Genomic DNA, 15,456 nt, shown 5'->3' with positions numbered 1-15,456 from the left:
CCCTCCCCGACCCCGCCCTGGAATTCGGTGCCGACCCCTTTGGACCAGCTCTGCGGCGCGGCCGCGGTCAGATACTTCTGAACGTTGTCCGTGGTTCCCGACGAGTCGGTCCGGTAGATCGGCGTGATCTTGGTGTCGGGCAGCGCCGTGCCCGGATTGAGGGCCACCAGGATCGGGTCGTTCCAGCTGGTGATCCTGCCGGTGAAGATCTTGGCCAGCGCGTCACTGTTGATCACCAGCCCCGGATTTCCGGGCAGGTTGTAGACGATCCCGATCGGACCGAAGACCAGCGGCAGATCCCACGCCGGATTCCCGTCGCAGCGTTTCGCGGCCGGGCCGATCTGGTCGGCGACCAAGGGTGAATCCGCGCCCGCGAAGTCGACGTGCCCGGCGATGAATTGCTCACGGCCCGCACCGGATCCGGTCGGGTTGTAGGCCAGGGCCTTGCCCGGGCAGTACTGGCCCCAGACCTGGTTGAACACCGTGATCGCGTTCTCTTGGGCGGTCGAGCCCTCCGCCGTCAGCTTGTTCTTTCCATCGCACGGCGGCGTTCCGGTGACGCCGGAGACGCTGGGCGGGGTGGCACCGCGGCGGTTCTCATCGCTACCGCAGGCGGTCAGCGCTCCGGCACCGAGCGCCGTCGCCAGCACCACGGCGGCCAGCGCCCTGCCCTGCCTGTCGAGCCTCACCGATCTCGCTTTCTTGATGCGTTGCGGGCGCACGTGGGTGTCGCTGGCCATTCTTATGTGAGGTTGCCAGGCGACGGCCAAACTATGCGCCGACGCCGGCCACAGCAACGTCTGGGCAACCAGGACCAGATTAACGATCCGGGCCGTCGGCGCTCGTACCCGCGGTCAGTTGGCCGCCGGTACGACCGCGTATGCGGTGTCGATGCTATGGGTGGTGAAGCCCAAGCGCTCATACGTGCGCACCGCGGCGACGTTGTCCGACTCCACGTACAGCATCACGGTGGGGTCGGCTGAACTTTCCGTGTCGGCCAGGCGCCGCGCCAGCCATTCGATGCCGACGGAGGTCAGCGCCTGGCCCAGTCCGCGGCCCTGTGCCGACGGATCGACGCCCACGACGTACACCTCGCCCAGGCCGGGCCGATCGAGGTGCACCTTCGTCCAGTGGAAGCCCAGCAGCGTGCCGGGCCGATCACTTCGGGCGTCGCCGAACGCGAGAAAAAGGCCCGCCGGGTCGAACCACGGTTCGTCGCGCCGCTCTGCCAGCTCGACGTCGGTCCAGCCGCCCTGCTCGGGGTGATAGGCGAACGCGGCGTTGTTGACCCGCAGCAGCTCGGCGTCGTCCGAGGGGCCCGCGTAGGAGCGGATTTCCACCCCGGGCACCGCCGGCACGGTGTCGGGCAGATCGCGCAACGAGCGCCGCATCTGCATCAGTTCCCGCACCGGGGTCAGGCCGAGCGCGGATGCGGTCGCGCGGGCCGGTTCCAGCGTGCCATGCGCCCAGAACCGGTTGCCCGCACCGGTTTTGGCCAATGCCGCGCGCGCCAGCGTGGACCCGATACCGCGCCGGCGCGCCTGCGGGTGCACCACGAGTTCGGCCATGCCGGTTTCTCCGTCGCGCGCCGGGCTCAGGTTGAGATAGCCGACGATCGCGTCGGCGGATCCACTGATCAGCAGATGCTCGGTGCGGTCATGCCCGAGCTCGCGTAGCACCTGTTCGCCCACGGGCGCAACTCCGTCGTATTCCGTTGCCGCGCTGACGAGTTCGCGTACGCCCTGCTGCTCTTCGACGGTCAGCGTGCGACGCCAGTCGGGCGAGGTCACTGCGGCGTATGCAACGGATCGACCAGCGGATCTTGGACGTCCTGCGATTCGGCTTCGGATTCGGCGCCGTCGGCGTCCTCGGGCTCGGCGACCGGCGTGCGGCCGCGCGCCGGGCGGACGGCCTTGTAACCCACGTTGCGCACGGTGCCGATCAGCGCCTCGTACTCGGGGCCGAGTTTGGCCCGCAGGCGACGCACGTGCACATCGACGGTGCGGGTGCCGCCGAAGAAGTCGTAGCCCCACACCTCGTGCAGCAGCTGCGCGCGGGTGAACACCCGCCCGGCATGCTGCGCCAGGTACTTGAGCAGTTCGAATTCTTTGTAGGTCAGATCCAGCGGGCGGCCCCGCAGCCGGGCGGTGTAGGTGCCTTCGTCGATCACCAACTCGCCGAGGCTGACCTTGCCGGCGCTCTCCTGGTCCGCGAGCCCGCCGCGACGGCCGACCACCAGCCGCAGCCGCGCGTCGACCTCGGCCGGCCCGGTGGTGGGCAGCAGGATCTCGTCCAGACCCCAATCGGAGCTGACCGCCACCAGCCCGCCCTCGGTGACCACGGCCAGCACCGGAACCGACCGGCCGGCCGTGCTCAGCAAGCGGCACAGCCCGCGCGCCGACGACAGGTCCGTGCGCGCGTCGACGATCACCGCATCCGCGGTCCCGGCTTCGAGCAACGAAGAGGGCTCTGGCGGCGCCGTCCGGACGGTGTGCGGAAGCAGGGACAACGACGGCAGGACCGGGTCGGGATGCAGCTCCGCGGTCAGCAGTAGTAGCTCCAACTAGCCCCTCCAGCTCGGGGGAACGGCATCTCCCAAATTCACAACGCCATTAAGCGTTAGTTACCAGGTCATCTAACGATAACGTGTCACCTGCTTTTTTCGCGTGGTAGATGGGCCAGTGTGAGCCCCGCCACGACCGGTCCGCCGGCCACCCGCTCGGGGGCGTTGCGCCACAATATGCGGGTGCGCAAGGTGCTGATTGCTCTGACCGCGACGGCGATCCTGGTCGCGGTAGTCGCCCTCGGCGCGATCGGCGTCGATTACGGGACCAGCATCTACGCCGAATACCGGCTGTCGTCCAGCGTTCGCAAGGCGGCCAGGCTGGGCACCGACCCGTTCGTGGCCATCGTGGCGTTTCCCTTCCTTCCCCAGGCGATGCGCGGCAACTACAGCCAGGTGGAGATCAAGGCCAACGCCATCGACCACACGATGACCGGCCGGGCCACGCTGGAAGCCACGATGTACTCGGTGGACCTGGCGCAGGCGTCGTGGCTGATCGGCCCGGACGCGAAGCTCGCGGTGGGCAAGCTGGAGAGCCGCATCATCGTCGACTCGACGCACCTGGGCCGGTTCATGGGCATCAGCGACCTGATGGTGGAGGCGCCGCCCAAGGAGACCAACACCTCCACCGGCGGCGTCACCGCGTCGGGCATCTCGGACAGCCACGGTCTGGTGTTCACCGGGACACCCAAATCGGCGGGCTTCGATCGGCGCGTCAGCGTCTCGGTCGACCTCTCCATCGCCCCGGACGACCCGGCGACGCTGGTCTTCACCCCGACCGGCGTGCTGACCGGATCCGACACCGCCAACCAGACGGTGCCGGCGGACAAGCGGGACGCGGTGCTGCATGCGTTCAGCGGCCGGCTGCCCGATCAGCGGCTGCCCTTCGGCGTCGCGCCGACCACCGAGGGGGCCCGCGGATCCGACGTCATCATCGAGGGCATCACCCGCGGAGTAACCGTGAGCCTCGCGGGGTTTAAACAGTCATGACCGCAGTTGTCGTGATCGTCGCGGTGCTCGCGGCGGCAAGCCTCGCCGGCTGGTTGCTGACCCGTCGCTCCGGAACCATCCGGGAAATCGACGCCAAGCCGGACGCCGACGCCGACGCCGACATCGCGGCGCTGGGGCTATCCCGCAGCGGCCCGACCGTGGTGCATTTCAGCGCGCCGTGGTGCGGGCCGTGCGATCGGGTCCGCCGGGTCGTGGAGCAGGTCTGCGGCGACCTGGACGGCGTGGCCCACGTCGAGATCGACCTGGATGCAAACCCCGAGACCGCACGCCGCTATTCGGTCCTGTCCCTGCCCACGACGTTGATCTTCGACGCTGAGGGCCGGCAGCGCTACCGCACCTCCGGAGTGCCCAACGCCGCGGACCTGCGGTCCGCGCTGAAACCGCTGTTGGCTTGACCGCGGTGTCATTGGGTAAGCTGACCGACGTGTCAGCCCGCCTCGAGCCCATGCTCATCCAGCGTCGCGCAGTTGAACTGTGCCGCACCGCGGGCTGTTGTTGTTGCTGTTGCTGCTGAGTAGCCGCGTTCTGCGTAGCACTCGGAGCGGCCCGGGATACACACCGTGGCACGTCTCCATTCGTTTCCGTCAGCAATAGGGGTATCGAGGAGTTCCTACCTTGCCGAGCAGCAACACCACCGCGCAGCCCGACCTGGTCGACGTGCGCGGGCCACGATTCGCCGCTTGGGTCACCACCGCAGTCCTGGTACTGGCGCTCGCCGTCTCGGCGGCCAGCGCTGCGGCCGCGGCGGTGATCCTGGCCGTTCAGGCCGTCATCTTCGCGATCGGCGCGGTCGGGGGGCCGCGCAAGCATCCATACGGCCGGATCTTCGCCGCCGTCGTCGCGCCCCGGCTGGGGCCGGTGCAGGACCGCGAACCGACCCCACCGCTGAAGTTCGCCCAACTCGTCGGCCTGATCTTTGCCGTGCTGGGCGTCGCCGGATTCGCCGCCGGCGCCGTCCCGGTCGGCGTCATCGCCACCGCGGCCGCTCTGGCCGCCGCGTTCCTCAACGCGGCCTTCGGCATCTGCCTGGGCTGCCAGCTCTACCCGCTGGTCGCCCGCTTCCGGCGCCCCGCGCGTCCCACCTGACCTGCTGTAACACAAGCGATTGAAAGGATCCACTCCATGGCACGCTCCGACGTCCTGGTCTCCACCGACTGGGCTGAGAGCAATCTCGACGCCTCAGGCGTCGTCTTCGTCGAAGTCGACGAAGACACCAGCGCTTACGACGCCGGCCACATCCCCGGCGCGATCAAGCTGGACTGGCGTTCCGATCTGCAGGACCCGGTCAAACGCGACTTCGTCGACGCCCAGCAGTTCTCCAAGCTGCTCAGCGAGCGCGGCATCTCCAATGACGACACGGTGATCCTCTACGGCGGCAACAACAACTGGTTCGCCGCCTACGCCTACTGGTATTTCAAGCTGTACGGGCACGACAAGGTCAAGCTGCTCGACGGCGGCCGCAAGAAGTGGGAGCTCGACGGTCGCGCGCTGACCAACGAGCCCGTCAGCAGGCCGGCGACGTCGTACACGGCCGCCGCCCCGGACAACAGCATCCGGGCGTTCCGCGACGACGTCATCGCGGCCATCAACGTCAAGAACCTGGTCGACGTGCGCTCCCCGGACGAGTTCTCCGGCAAGATCCTGGCGCCCGCGCACCTGCCGCAGGAGCAAAGCCAGCGGCCCGGTCACATTCCCGGCGCCATCAACGTGCCGTGGAGCAAGGCCGCGAACGAGGACGGCACCTTCAAGTCCGACGAGGAGCTGGCCAAGCTCTACGCCGACGCCGGCCTGGACGGGGAGAAGGAAACGATCGCCTACTGCCGCATCGGCGAGCGGTCGTCGCACACCTGGTTCGTTCTTTATGAATTGCTCGGGCATCGGAATGTGAAGAACTACGACGGCAGTTGGACGGAATACGGCTCCCTGGTGGGCGCCCCGATCGAGTTGGGAAGCTGATATGTGCTCTGCACCGAAACAAGGACTGACGTTGCCCGCCAGCGTCGACTTGGAGAAGGAAACGGTGATCACCGGTCGCGTCGTGGACGGCGACGGCCAGGCAGTGGGCGGCGCGTTCGTCCGCTTGCTGGACTCCTCCGACGAATTCACCGCCGAGGTGGTGGCGTCGGCCACCGGTGACTTCCGGTTCTTCGCCGCACCCGGATCCTGGACCCTGCGCGCCCTGTCGAAGGCCGGCAACGGCGACGCCGTGGTGGCTCCGTCGGGCGCGGGCATCCACGAGGTCGACGTCAAGATCGCCTGACTCACCAGCCGCCCCAGACGCGGACACCGCAGGACGAATAGACTTGTCCCCGTGGTGCTGTTCTTCGAGATCATGCTGGTTGTGGCGGTCGTGGTGATTTCATGGTTCGCCCTGTACACCCTCTACCGGCTCATCACCGACGAGTCGTGACCCGCGCCGGCGACGATCCTGCGCGCAGCGATGGTGAGGAGCGGCGCGCATGACCTCAGCCGGCGACGATCCTGCACGCAGCGATGGTGAGGAGCGGCGCGCATGACCTCAGCCGGCGACGTTCTGCGACGCAGCGATGGGATGGTGTGGCGCGCGTGACCCCTGATCAACCGTTCAGTTCCGCCGGCTCCGGCGATCGGGCCGTGGCCGCGGCCGCTGAGCGCGCCAAGCTGACCGCCGGCCGCAACATCCCCTCCTACGATGACCTGCCCCTGCCCGCCGACACCGCGAACCTGCGCGAGGGCGCCAATCTGAGCGATGACCTGCTGGCGCTGCTGCCGCTGGTCGGCGTGTGGCGCGGGGAAGGCGAAGGTCGCGGGCAGGACGGGGACTATCGGTTCGGTCAGCAGATCGTGGTCTCGCACGACGGCGGCGACTATTTGAATTGGGAAGCCCGCTCGTGGCGGCTCAGCGAGACCGGCGACTATGAGGAACGCGGTTTGCGCGAGACCGGTTTCTGGCGCTTCGTCAGTGATCCCGACGATCCCGGCGAATCCCACGCGATCGAACTGCTGTTGGCCCATTCGGCGGGCTACGTCGAACTGTTCTACGGCCGCCCCCTGACCCAGTCGTCCTGGGAGCTCGTCACCGACGCGCTGGCCCGCAGCCGGTCGGGCGTGCTGGTCGGCGGCGCCAAACGCCTCTACGGCATCGTCGAGGGCGGCGACCTGGCCTACGTCGAGGAGCGGGTGGACGCCGACGGCGGTCTGGTGCCGCATCTTTCGGCGCGGCTGTCCCGGTTCGCCGGCTAGCAACGGCCCGCGGCCGCCTTTTTCTGCGTGTACTGTTCGACCTCCGAGCATCCGATGGGCGACGATATGCCCCGGAAGGGAGGTCGGTCGGATGCGTCCCAAGCGGTCACCCTCGCCTGTGGTGCGCCGAGCGGTCAGCGCGACCGGCCTGCTTCTGATCCTGTATCTGGCCGTCCTGGATCTGCGGCCCTCGGTCCTTGACGCGCTGCCGGCCTCGCTGGGATGGTTCGGCCGGCCCGGATCGATGCCGACGCTGGCGATCGTGGTCACGGTGCTCATCGCGGCGTGTGTGCTGACCTTCCGATCGGACAGCAGCCACCGGGTGGTGGGGGTTTCGTTCACCGTGATCGCTGCGTTGGTCAGCATGGGCGCTGTGCTGGGCCTCACCTCCTACTGGGGATGTCACGACGCCAATCACCCGGCCTTCTTCACCCCGCTGATGGCGACGGCCAGCCTGGTCAAGGGCAGCACCGGTGACTTCTCGGTGAGCGGGCGAACCTGCCCGAACCCCACGCCCGTCGGGCTGGAGCTGGCCCGGATCGCTGCGCTGGCGGCGATTTTCACCGGATTGGGCGGCGTGGTGGTCGGCGTGTTCCGGTCGCAGGTGGACCGGCTGCGGGCCAACCTGGCCGACTCGGTCACGGTCATCGTCGGGGTCGACGCCGACACCCAGTCGATGATCAGCGCGGTGGCGCGCACGCTGGACCGGCGCAGCACCCTGGTGGTCGTCACCGGCGCCAGCGACGACCGCGTGGCGCGCGCCCGCCGACAGGGCGCCCGGGTGGTCCTGGTGGACTTCGACACCCCATCCACGCTGGTGTCACTTCGACTGTGGCGCAATCTTTCTCGGCTCTACCTGATGGCACCCGATCCGGCGATCAACCTGCTGTGGCTCGACCTGATCAGCCGCCGGCTCTCCGAGGTCGCCCACAAGCGGCGGCTGCCGCTCATCGTGCGGATGGACGACCCGTGGCTGGCCCAGGCGTGGCGTGCCCAGCAGTTCGGTGGCTCCGACACGCGGTGGGCGGCCGACGTTGTGGGCAAATACGAGGTGACGGCGGGCAGGCTCCTGGACGCCATCAGCGCGACCCGCCGGACGCGACGCGTGTTCGTCTGCGGCACTTCGCAATTGACCCTTGCCCTGTGCGCCAATCTAACCCAGCGCGCTTTGGAGCGCGACTTCTACACTCCACCCGACGCGGTGCCGCTGCCCGCGCTGACGCTGGTCGAACGCGACGCCGAGGATTACCTGGCCGATCACGAGTTCTACCGTCGGCAGGCCGGATTCGTATCGGAGGGGCCGAAGATCGACGCCGTGGCCCAGCTGCCGACCGTGCCGACCATGCTGAAGCTGATCGGCGAGGCCGACCCGGCCGGCTGCGCGGTGATCTTCGTGGACGCCCACGCTGCGACGACCGCGGCCCGACTGGCCGCCCGGTTCCCCGAAATGCCCATCCACGCCTCGGATCTCAATACCAGCATCAGCGACGACTCGATCCAGGTCGTCGGCCGGCTGCAGTCCTACTCGCTGGTGCTCGACACCCAGGAGGGACTGGTTCAGGACGCGTGGGAGCGCGCGGCGCGGCTGATCCACGAGCGCTACGTCTCGACGATCGACCCGGGAGCGCCGCGGTCGGCCGCCGCGATGCCGTGGGCCGAACTCGACGAGTTCTACCGCGGCTCCAACCGCCGCCAGGTACGCAACGCCTTGTGGATGGTGGAACAGATTGCCGGACATACCTGGAACACCTGGGGCAGCCCCCCGGCGCAGTTGTCCGGCCGCGACATGGCGGGTTTGGCGCCGACCGAGCAGCTGGCGTTGATGGGGTTCGACCACCACGCGGCGATGAGCATGGCCCAGGCAGAGCATGAGGACTGGTGCCGTTACTACCGCCGCAACGGCTGGAAATACGGTGTGCCACGCGATGATTCACGCAAGATTCATGACAAGTTGGTGGACTGGCCGACCGTCGAAGCCAACCCGGAGCTGCTCAACGCCGCGGTGCGCAGTCTGGCCGGAACCTTGTGGAGCCTGCGGCAGCTGGGCTTTCGCTCACGCCCGCTGTGGCAATCCTTTTCCCGCGTGGGCACGGTCGCCGCGGAGCAACGCGCGACCGGGTGGACATGGACATCGGATTCGGGCCACATCCTGCGGGCCGACGCCGGGGACTGGGCGATTTCCGAAGACGGCAAGGTCTGGTCGGTGCGCGACGACATCTTCCGCGACACCTACGAACCCGCCGGCGACGGGCGGTGGCGTCGCAAGGGACGGGTCCAGGCGCGCCCGGCGCAGCCCGGCGAGGTCATCAACACCCTGGAGGGACCCGCGGCGGCGGCCGACGGCGACTGGGTCGTCCGCGGGCAGGGCGGCGAGCAATGGCCGGTTCCGGGTGAGGAATTCGCGCGACGCTACGCCGAGATCCGGTCGTCCGACGACGCCCAGGTTCTCGATCGGGGCAACGGCTGAGTTCAGCCCGCCTCCGTGCCAAATGGCCCTGAATTTGCGCCTTCTGACCGGACCCAACACTGATACGGTATCGGCGCACGTGCAATAGCCGACGAGGCTTCGCCCGAGTTAGTTCGCTCCGCCTCACCCAAGGAGACTTCGATGGCGCTGTTCATCAGCTACTCGAGCCAAGACAGGTCGACGGTCGACGCCCTGACCACCGCGCTGCGGCGCGGACAGCAGCAGGTGTGGTTCGACCAGGAGCTCGGCGGCGGGGATTCCTGGTGGAACAAGATCTTGGAGCAGATCCGCTCGTGCGACGTGTTCATCGTCGCGCTGTCGAACAACTGGCTGCAGTCCAAGCCCAGTCAGGCCGAGTTGCGCTACGCGAGGGCCATGAACCGGCCGATCCTTCCCGTGCGCATCGGCGACGTCGACAGCATGCGCGTGAATCCCCTTGCGGCACTGCAGATCATCGACTACCGCGAGCCGACTGTCGACGCCGGCATCCAACTGGTCACCGCGGTGCACGCCCTGCAGAGCAAGCCGGTGCCGTTGCCGGATCCGCTGCCCGAAGAGCCACCGGTGCCGTTCGGGTACATCACGCGGCTGGGCAATATCCTCGCCGAAAAGGAGCTCAGCCCGCAGCAACAGACGCAACTGCTGATCGAACTGCGGTCCGGGCTCGACGAGGACGGTGACGACCCCAGCGCCCGCGGTGACATCGGCCAGCTGCTGCGCATGCTGCGCCTGCGCCACGATGTCACCTACCGCACCCGCACCGAAATCGACAACGTACTGGCCGAAATCGAGGCCAAGAACAACGCGGCGGACGCACCGGCAACCGGCGCCACGGAGCAGGCGGCGGCGACCGCAGCGAAAGCGCCGGCCGGGCCCGCGCCCTCCGCCGGGCCGTCGGCCAAGGCCCCCGTCCCGCCCGCGGCGGGCACCGGGTCGAACAAGCGGCTGCTGATCATCGGCGGTGCCGCCGTCGCGGTGATCGCCGCGATCGCGATCGTCGTCGTGTTGGCAACGCAGGGCGGCAAAACCAAGGCACCCAAGGCCGGCCCCAACTCGGCCACGGACGCCGGATCAGCGGCGGCAGCCGGTTCGGGCCCGACGGCCGCGAACGGCGCGAAGCTGGACTCCTATCTGCTCGGCCCCGCCGAGGTCGGCGCCATCATCGGCGACCAGAACCTGGTGGTCTCCGAGAAGGCCGGGCAGCTTCGCAACCTGAGGGCGACGCTGTCCAACCCGAACTGCAAAAACGCCTGGGAGCCCATCGAGAGCTCGGTCTATCAGGGAGCCGACGGCTACACCGCGGTGAGTGGGCAGGCCGTACACACCGCCGGCGAGAACCCGCCGCATCGGGTGTACGAAGCGGTTGCGGCGTTCTCGTCGCCCGAGAAGGCCGCGGCGTTCGTGGCGGCGACGGCCGAGAAGTGGCGGGCCTGCGCGGGTCAATCGATCACCATGAGCTTCAACGGCAAGTCGTCGGGCTGGGCTTTCGGTGAGGTCACCGGCGCCCCGCCCAAGGTCTATCAGCAGAGAACGGAAGCGGACGGGACCCGCGTCTGCCACCACGCGTTGCACGCGGCGTCCAGCGTCGTCGTTGACCTGCTGGTGTGCGGCCCGGATGCCGGCACCGGTCAGGCCGGCAAGCTCGCCGGGGAGATCGCCGCGAAGGTGAACCAGTAGCCGCCCCCCGACATGGATCGGCCCCCGAGCCGTATTCCAGGTTGGACAAACCGGAAGCTCGGGGGCCGGGTGACTGCGGGGAATTCGCTAGCGCACGCGTGACGCCGGCTCTTCCGAGCAGGTGCTGCTAGCGCGCAGCCACCTCACATGTCCATGAAGCTATCAATTTCGCGGACCACCTCCTTCCTTGTGTACGGCCGACCGTACCCGCGGATCGGCCAGCCGACAACAGAATTCAGCGCTCAGCGATCGCTGACGATGGCGGCGTCGATCAGTTCGGCGAATTCCGCGGCCATCGGCGCCGGCGGCAGCGCGCGGCCGTCGAGCGTGTGCACACGGGCGGCCAAGGTCATGCTGGAGATCAACCAAACGCCCTGGGCGGCAACCAAATCCGCGACGCGCAGCGCCCGGTAGTCGCAGTCATAGCCCTTGTCCCTGGCCACCTCGAACAGGGCCTGCTGGGTGGTGCCGCGCAGGATCGGATACCACGGCGGCGGGGTCAGCAGGAGCGGATGATCCTCCGGCGTCTCGGAGGCCGTGGCGATCACCACAGTCGAGCGAGGGCCTTCCAGGATGTAACCGTCGGTGCTGACGAAGATCACGTCACCGGCGCCCTGACGGGCGGCATGGCGCAGGGCCGCCATATTCACCGCGTAGGACAGGGTCTTGGCGCCGGCCAGCAGCCACGGCATCGCGTCGACGCCGGTGGCGGGCAGCCCGCGATCGAGCGTGATCGCCGCCAGCCCGCCCCGCCGGACCACCGTCACGCGGTCGGGGACGGCGTTGACCATGACGTAGGCCGTCGGCGCCGACCCGCCCTCGCGGCCCCGGCTGTAGATCAACCGCATCGCGCCCTCTTCGGCGTTGTCCGCGCACCACTGCCGGGTGGCCGCCACGATCGCGCTTCGCCACCGCGGCAGATCGGGTGCGGGCAGATCGGTCAACGCGGCGGACTGCGTCAGCCGCTGCAGATGCGGCTCGATCAGGCAGGCCCTGCCGTCGCGGACCAACAGCGTCTCGAAGACACCGTCACCGCGGACCGCCGCCAGGTCGTCGGCGTGCAGCAGCGGCGCGTCGGGCGAACGTATTTCGCCGTCCAGCGTGACGATCACACCCGTCTGGCCCGCCATGGTCGAAAGCCTATCCAATGTGGCCGAAGGGGCCCGCGCCGCGACCGCGTCCACGTGGGACCTCGCGAACGTGAAGCTAGCCGCACATTCGGCTCCGAGTGTGAAGCCAGCTTCACACTCGTTGGGGGCGCCCGGCGGGTCCGTAGAGTTGACTCGTGACCCGCGCCGTCCCCGCACCCGAGACCGGACCCGACGCCGGTGCCGTCTGGCACTACGGCGATCCGCTGGGCGAGCAGCGCGCGGCCGACACCGACGCGATAGTGGTGGACCGCTCGCACCGCGGCGTGCTCACCTTGACCGGCAAGGACCGGCAGACCTGGCTGCACAGCATTTCGACGCAATTCGTCAGCGACCTCCCCGACGGCGCCAGTACGCAGAATCTCAGCCTCGACGGGCAGGGCCGCGTCGAGGACCACTGGATCCAGACCGAGCTGGGCGGCACCACCTACCTCGACACCGAACCGTGGCGGGCCGAGCCGCTGCTGGGATACCTGCGCAAGATGGTGTTCTGGTCGGAGGTCACCCCGGCCGGTGCGGAGTTGGCCGTGCTGTCGCTGCTCGGCCCGAAACTTGCCGACCGAGCGATTCTCGACGCGATCGGGGTGGATGCGCTGCCCGCCGAGCTGACGGCGGTGCCCACCGGCGACGGCTTCGTGCGTCGGATGCCGGGCAGCCCCGCCGGCCGGCTCGAGCTTGACCTGCTGATTCCGCGCGCCGCGGTCGACGAGTCGCGCAAGCGCCTGACGCAGGCCGGAGTGCGACCCGCCGGGGTGTGGGCCTACGAAGCCCACCGGGTGGCGGGCCTGCGGCCCCGTCTCGGCGTCGACACCGATGAGCGCACGATTCCGCACGAAGTGGGGTGGATCGGTGGCCCCGGTTCGGGGGCCGTCCACCTGGACAAGGGCTGTTACCGCGGGCAGGAGACGGTCGCGCGGGTGCACAACCTGGGCAGGCCGCCGCGGATGCTGGTGCTGCTGCACCTCGACGGCTCGGTCGACCGGCCGTCGACCGGTGACCCGGTGTTGGCCGGCGGCCGCACCGTCGGCCGTCTCGGCACGGTGGTCGACCACGTGGATCTCGGTCCGATAGCGCTGGCGCTGCTCAAGCGCGGGCTGCCCGCCGAGACGGAATTGGCGACCGGACCGGACGCCTCGGTCGCCGCGGTGATCGACGCCGATTCGCTGCCCGCAACCGAACAAATCGGCGCGGGGCGGCTAGCTGTTGAACGGTTGCGGGGCGGTGCGGGATAATGAACGGTAACGTCCGCCACAGCAAGTAGGGGGCGCCAACGCCCGGTGGCGGGGCACGGTAAACTGTTGGCAGGACAATACGACACCAGGAGATCGGAGCCGCCTACTCGTTAGGCCGCTCCGTTATTGCGCGAGGGGGTTCCCCCATGGGCCGCGGCCGGGCTAAGGCAAAGCAGACCAAGGTTGCTCGAGAACTCAAATACAGTTCTCCACAGACCGACTTCCAGCGGCTTCAGCAAGAGCTGTCCGGATCGGGTTCGGACGACTCCAGTGACCTGGACAGCGACGGATCCGACGAATCCTGGGACGACCAGGACAGCTGGCGTCGCTAAGACCAACGCCCCGGCGCCGATGCGTAGTGCACCGGCGCCGCGTTAGTTCTGCCGGAGCACAAGCTTTCTAAAACCTCGGGTGCAGACCGACCATCTTGGCCCGTGGGCCTTCTTTTCCGCCTTTGCCCACGGTGCCCAGCACCCAGCAGTCCAGGTGCCGGGCGGTCAGGATGGCCAGGGCCCGGTCGGTGTCCTCGGGGGCCACGATGGCGATCATGCCGACGCCCATGTTGAACGTCTTTTCCATCTCCTCGCGGGTCACCCGCCCGCGCTGGGCGATCATGGCGAAGACAGGGGCGGGCGTCCAGGTCCCGCGATCCATCTCGGCGACCAGGCCGTGCGGGATGACGCGTTGCAGGTTGCCGGCCAGCCCACCGCCGGTGACGTGGCAGAAGGTGCGCACGTGGGTTTCGGCCGCGAGCGCCAGGCAGTCCTTGGCGTAGATGCGGGTGGGTTCGAGCAGCTCTTCACCCAGCGTCCGGCCGAACTCCTCCACATATCCCTCGAGGTTCATCCGGTCGATCTCGAGCAACACGGTGCGCGCCAACGAATATCCGTTGGAATGCAGACCCGACGAACCCATCGCGATGATGACGTCGCCCGGTTTGACCCGGTCGGGCCCCAGCACGTCGTCGGCCTCGACGACACCGATGCCGGTGGCCGAGATGTCGTAGTGGTCCGGTTCCATCAGGCCGGGGTGTTCGGCCGTCTCGCCGCCCAGCAGCGCACAGCCGGCCCGCACACATCCCTCGGCGATGCCGCCGACGATGGCGCTCAACCGTTCCGGCACCGTCCGGCCCACCGCGATGTAATCCTGCAGGAACAACGGCTCGGCGCCGCACACCACAAGGTCGTCGACCACCATGGCCACCAGGTCCAGCCCAACGGTGTCGTGCTTGTCCATCGCCTGGGCCACCGCCAGCTTGGTGCCGACGCCGTCGGTCGAGGCAGCCAGCAGCGGCTCGCGATAATCGCCACGTAGCGCGAACAGGCCGGCGAATCCGCCCAAGCCGCCCCGGACCTCGGGTCGCGTGGCTTTCGTCGCCAGCGGCTTGAACAATTCGACGGCGCGGTCGCCGGCTTCAATGTCCACCCCGGCCGACGCGTAGGTGATGCCCTGACTGCCTTGGTGGCGTCCTGGACTCTTTCCGGGATCCGTCATCGCGATAAAGGCTACCGGGCGGCGCCGACGGCCGGTATCAAACGTCGGTGAAGGAGCGCAACCGAGTTCCTCAGTGCACGACCGGCACTTCGTCGGGCGCGAGTTCCTCGAGTCCGGCGCCGCGGGCGGCGTTGGCGAGCATGTGCTCGATGACGTTCTTGCCCAACGCCGTTTCCCCGGGCAGTTCGATCGGGTACTGGCCGTCGAAGCAGGCGGTGCACAGCCGCGAGGCCGGCTGCTCGGAGGCCGCGACCAGGCCGCGCAGCGAGATGTAGCCCAGCGAGTCGGCGCCGATGGCATGCCGCACCGCCTCGAGCATCTCCTTCTTGTCCTCGACCGCGTTGGCGATCAGCTCCGCCGGTGACGGGAAGTCGATGCCGTAGAAGCAGGGCCATTTGACCGGCGGTGAGGCGATCCGCACGTGCACTTCGACGGCGCCGGCCTCGCGCAGCATCCGCAACAGGGCGCGCTGGGTGTTGCCGCGCACGATCGAGTCGTCGACCACGATGAGTCGCTTACCCCGGATCACCTCGCGAAGGGGGTTGAGCTTCAGCCGGATACCGAGCTGGCGGATGGTCTGCGACGGTTGGATGAAGGTGCGCCCGACGTAGGCGTTCTTCATCAGCCCCTGGCCGTACGGAA

The 15,456-nt window shown here is 68.5% G+C and carries 17 protein-coding genes; 11 read left to right on the top strand and 6 right to left on the bottom strand.

Features of this window, described 5'->3' with window-relative positions; all coding sequences use genetic code 11:
• The 3 genes from A9W96_RS18745 to A9W96_RS18735 all read right to left on the bottom strand — a co-directional run.
• Positions 1–689, bottom strand: a 689-nt coding sequence (locus A9W96_RS18745; protein ID WP_156765310.1) for a phosphate ABC transporter substrate-binding protein PstS, incomplete at its 3' end; no start/stop codon positions are given.
• Between the two features lie 165 nt (positions 690–854).
• Complete coding sequence (gene mshD, locus A9W96_RS18740) at positions 855–1,790, bottom strand: mycothiol synthase (RefSeq protein ID WP_067141993.1); 936 nt, start codon at positions 1,788–1,790, stop codon at positions 855–857.
• The gene (locus A9W96_RS18735; protein WP_066865540.1) at positions 1,787–2,563 is read right to left on the bottom strand and encodes a response regulator transcription factor; all 777 of its coding nucleotides are present in this window, start codon (positions 2,561–2,563) and stop codon (positions 1,787–1,789) included. The genes mshD and A9W96_RS18735 overlap by 4 nt, the downstream gene beginning before the upstream one ends.
• A 177-nt stretch (positions 2,564–2,740) precedes the next feature.
• Here A9W96_RS18735 and lmeA point away from each other — a divergent pair, with 177 nt between their 5' ends.
• From lmeA to A9W96_RS18695, 9 genes are all read left to right on the top strand, one after another.
• Positions 2,741–3,553 carry a mannan chain length control protein LmeA gene (gene lmeA, locus A9W96_RS18730; protein WP_066880629.1) on the top strand — a complete coding sequence of 271 codons (813 nt, stop codon included), beginning with the start codon at positions 2,741–2,743 and terminating at the stop codon, positions 3,551–3,553.
• Positions 3,550–3,969 (top strand): thioredoxin family protein, encoded by a 420-nt coding sequence (locus tag A9W96_RS18725; protein ID WP_066880632.1) that lies wholly within the window; start codon positions 3,550–3,552, stop codon positions 3,967–3,969. Before lmeA ends, A9W96_RS18725 begins: the two co-directional genes overlap by 4 nt.
• Before the next feature lie 5 nt (positions 3,970–3,974).
• A complete protein-coding gene (locus A9W96_RS33385; RefSeq protein WP_369827468.1) occupies positions 3,975–4,088 on the top strand; it encodes a putative leader peptide in 114 nt (37 codons plus the stop codon).
• Positions 4,089–4,189: 101 nt separating this feature from the next.
• The gene (locus tag A9W96_RS18720) at positions 4,190–4,660 is read left to right on the top strand and encodes a DUF4395 domain-containing protein (protein ID WP_066865529.1); all 471 of its coding nucleotides are present in this window, start codon (positions 4,190–4,192) and stop codon (positions 4,658–4,660) included.
• Positions 4,661–4,696: 36 nt separating this feature from the next.
• Positions 4,697–5,530, top strand: a complete 834-nt coding sequence (locus tag A9W96_RS18715) for a sulfurtransferase (RefSeq protein WP_066865526.1) — start codon at positions 4,697–4,699, stop codon at positions 5,528–5,530.
• A 1-nt stretch (position 5,531) separates the two neighbouring features.
• Complete coding sequence (locus A9W96_RS18710; RefSeq protein ID WP_066880637.1) at positions 5,532–5,834, top strand: DUF1416 domain-containing protein; 303 nt, start codon at positions 5,532–5,534, stop codon at positions 5,832–5,834.
• A 305-nt stretch (positions 5,835–6,139) separates the two neighbouring features.
• Positions 6,140–6,796, top strand: coding sequence for an FABP family protein (locus tag A9W96_RS18705; protein WP_066865849.1), 657 nt, complete (start codon positions 6,140–6,142; stop codon positions 6,794–6,796).
• A gap of 91 nt (positions 6,797–6,887) precedes the next feature.
• Entirely contained in the window at positions 6,888–9,263 is a 2,376-nt protein-coding gene (locus A9W96_RS18700) for a hypothetical protein (protein ID WP_067141990.1), read from the top strand.
• 141 nt (positions 9,264–9,404) lie between these two features.
• Complete coding sequence (locus tag A9W96_RS18695) at positions 9,405–10,940, top strand: sensor domain-containing protein (RefSeq protein ID WP_067141987.1); 1,536 nt, start codon at positions 9,405–9,407, stop codon at positions 10,938–10,940.
• 242 nt (positions 10,941–11,182) lie between these two features.
• Here the strand turns inward: A9W96_RS18695 and A9W96_RS18690 are convergent, their stop codons facing one another.
• Complete coding sequence (locus tag A9W96_RS18690) at positions 11,183–12,052, bottom strand: aminodeoxychorismate lyase (protein ID WP_082972434.1); 870 nt, start codon at positions 12,050–12,052, stop codon at positions 11,183–11,185.
• A 173-nt stretch (positions 12,053–12,225) separates the two neighbouring features.
• Between A9W96_RS18690 and A9W96_RS18685 the strand changes: the two genes are divergently transcribed.
• Both A9W96_RS18685 and A9W96_RS18680 read left to right on the top strand, forming a co-directional pair.
• The gene (locus A9W96_RS18685) at positions 12,226–13,320 is read left to right on the top strand and encodes a folate-binding protein YgfZ (protein ID WP_067141982.1); all 1,095 of its coding nucleotides are present in this window, start codon (positions 12,226–12,228) and stop codon (positions 13,318–13,320) included.
• A gap of 146 nt (positions 13,321–13,466) precedes the next feature.
• A complete protein-coding gene (locus A9W96_RS18680) occupies positions 13,467–13,652 on the top strand; it encodes a DUF3073 domain-containing protein (protein ID WP_066865508.1) in 186 nt (61 codons plus the stop codon).
• A 67-nt stretch (positions 13,653–13,719) separates the two neighbouring features.
• On the opposite strand, the gene purM is transcribed toward A9W96_RS18680, so the two are convergent.
• Complete coding sequence (purM, locus tag A9W96_RS18675) at positions 13,720–14,814, bottom strand: phosphoribosylformylglycinamidine cyclo-ligase (protein WP_066865503.1); 1,095 nt, start codon at positions 14,812–14,814, stop codon at positions 13,720–13,722.
• 70 nt (positions 14,815–14,884) lie between these two features.
• A partial coding sequence (locus A9W96_RS18670; protein WP_369830850.1) for an amidophosphoribosyltransferase occupies positions 14,885–15,456 on the bottom strand: 572 nt, incomplete at its 5' end.

The organism is Mycobacterium sp. 1245852.3, assembly GCF_001669335.1.
Lineage (GTDB): Bacteria > Actinomycetota > Actinomycetes > Mycobacteriales > Mycobacteriaceae > Mycobacterium > Mycobacterium europaeum_A.
This window is presented reverse-complemented; position numbering and strand designations above follow the sequence as displayed.

Excerpts from the sequence above, each read along its gene's own strand:
- A9W96_RS18700 (WP_067141990.1), top strand. The coding sequence starts at position 6,888 with ATGCGTCCCAAGCGGTCACCCTCGCCTGTGGTGCGCCGAGCGGTCAGC.
- A9W96_RS18695 (WP_067141987.1), top strand. The coding sequence starts at position 9,405 with ATGGCGCTGTTCATCAGCTACTCGAGCCAAGACAGGTCGACGGTCGAC.
- purM (WP_066865503.1), bottom strand. The coding sequence starts at position 14,814 with ATGACGGATCCCGGAAAGAGTCCAGGACGCCACCAAGGCAGTCAGGGC.
- A9W96_RS18710 (WP_066880637.1), top strand. The coding sequence starts at position 5,532 with ATGTGCTCTGCACCGAAACAAGGACTGACGTTGCCCGCCAGCGTCGAC.
- A9W96_RS18715 (WP_066865526.1), top strand. The coding sequence starts at position 4,697 with ATGGCACGCTCCGACGTCCTGGTCTCCACCGACTGGGCTGAGAGCAAT.
- A9W96_RS18680 (WP_066865508.1), top strand. The coding sequence starts at position 13,467 with ATGGGCCGCGGCCGGGCTAAGGCAAAGCAGACCAAGGTTGCTCGAGAA.
- lmeA (WP_066880629.1), top strand. The coding sequence starts at position 2,741 with ATGCGGGTGCGCAAGGTGCTGATTGCTCTGACCGCGACGGCGATCCTG.
- A9W96_RS18725 (WP_066880632.1), top strand. The coding sequence starts at position 3,550 with ATGACCGCAGTTGTCGTGATCGTCGCGGTGCTCGCGGCGGCAAGCCTC.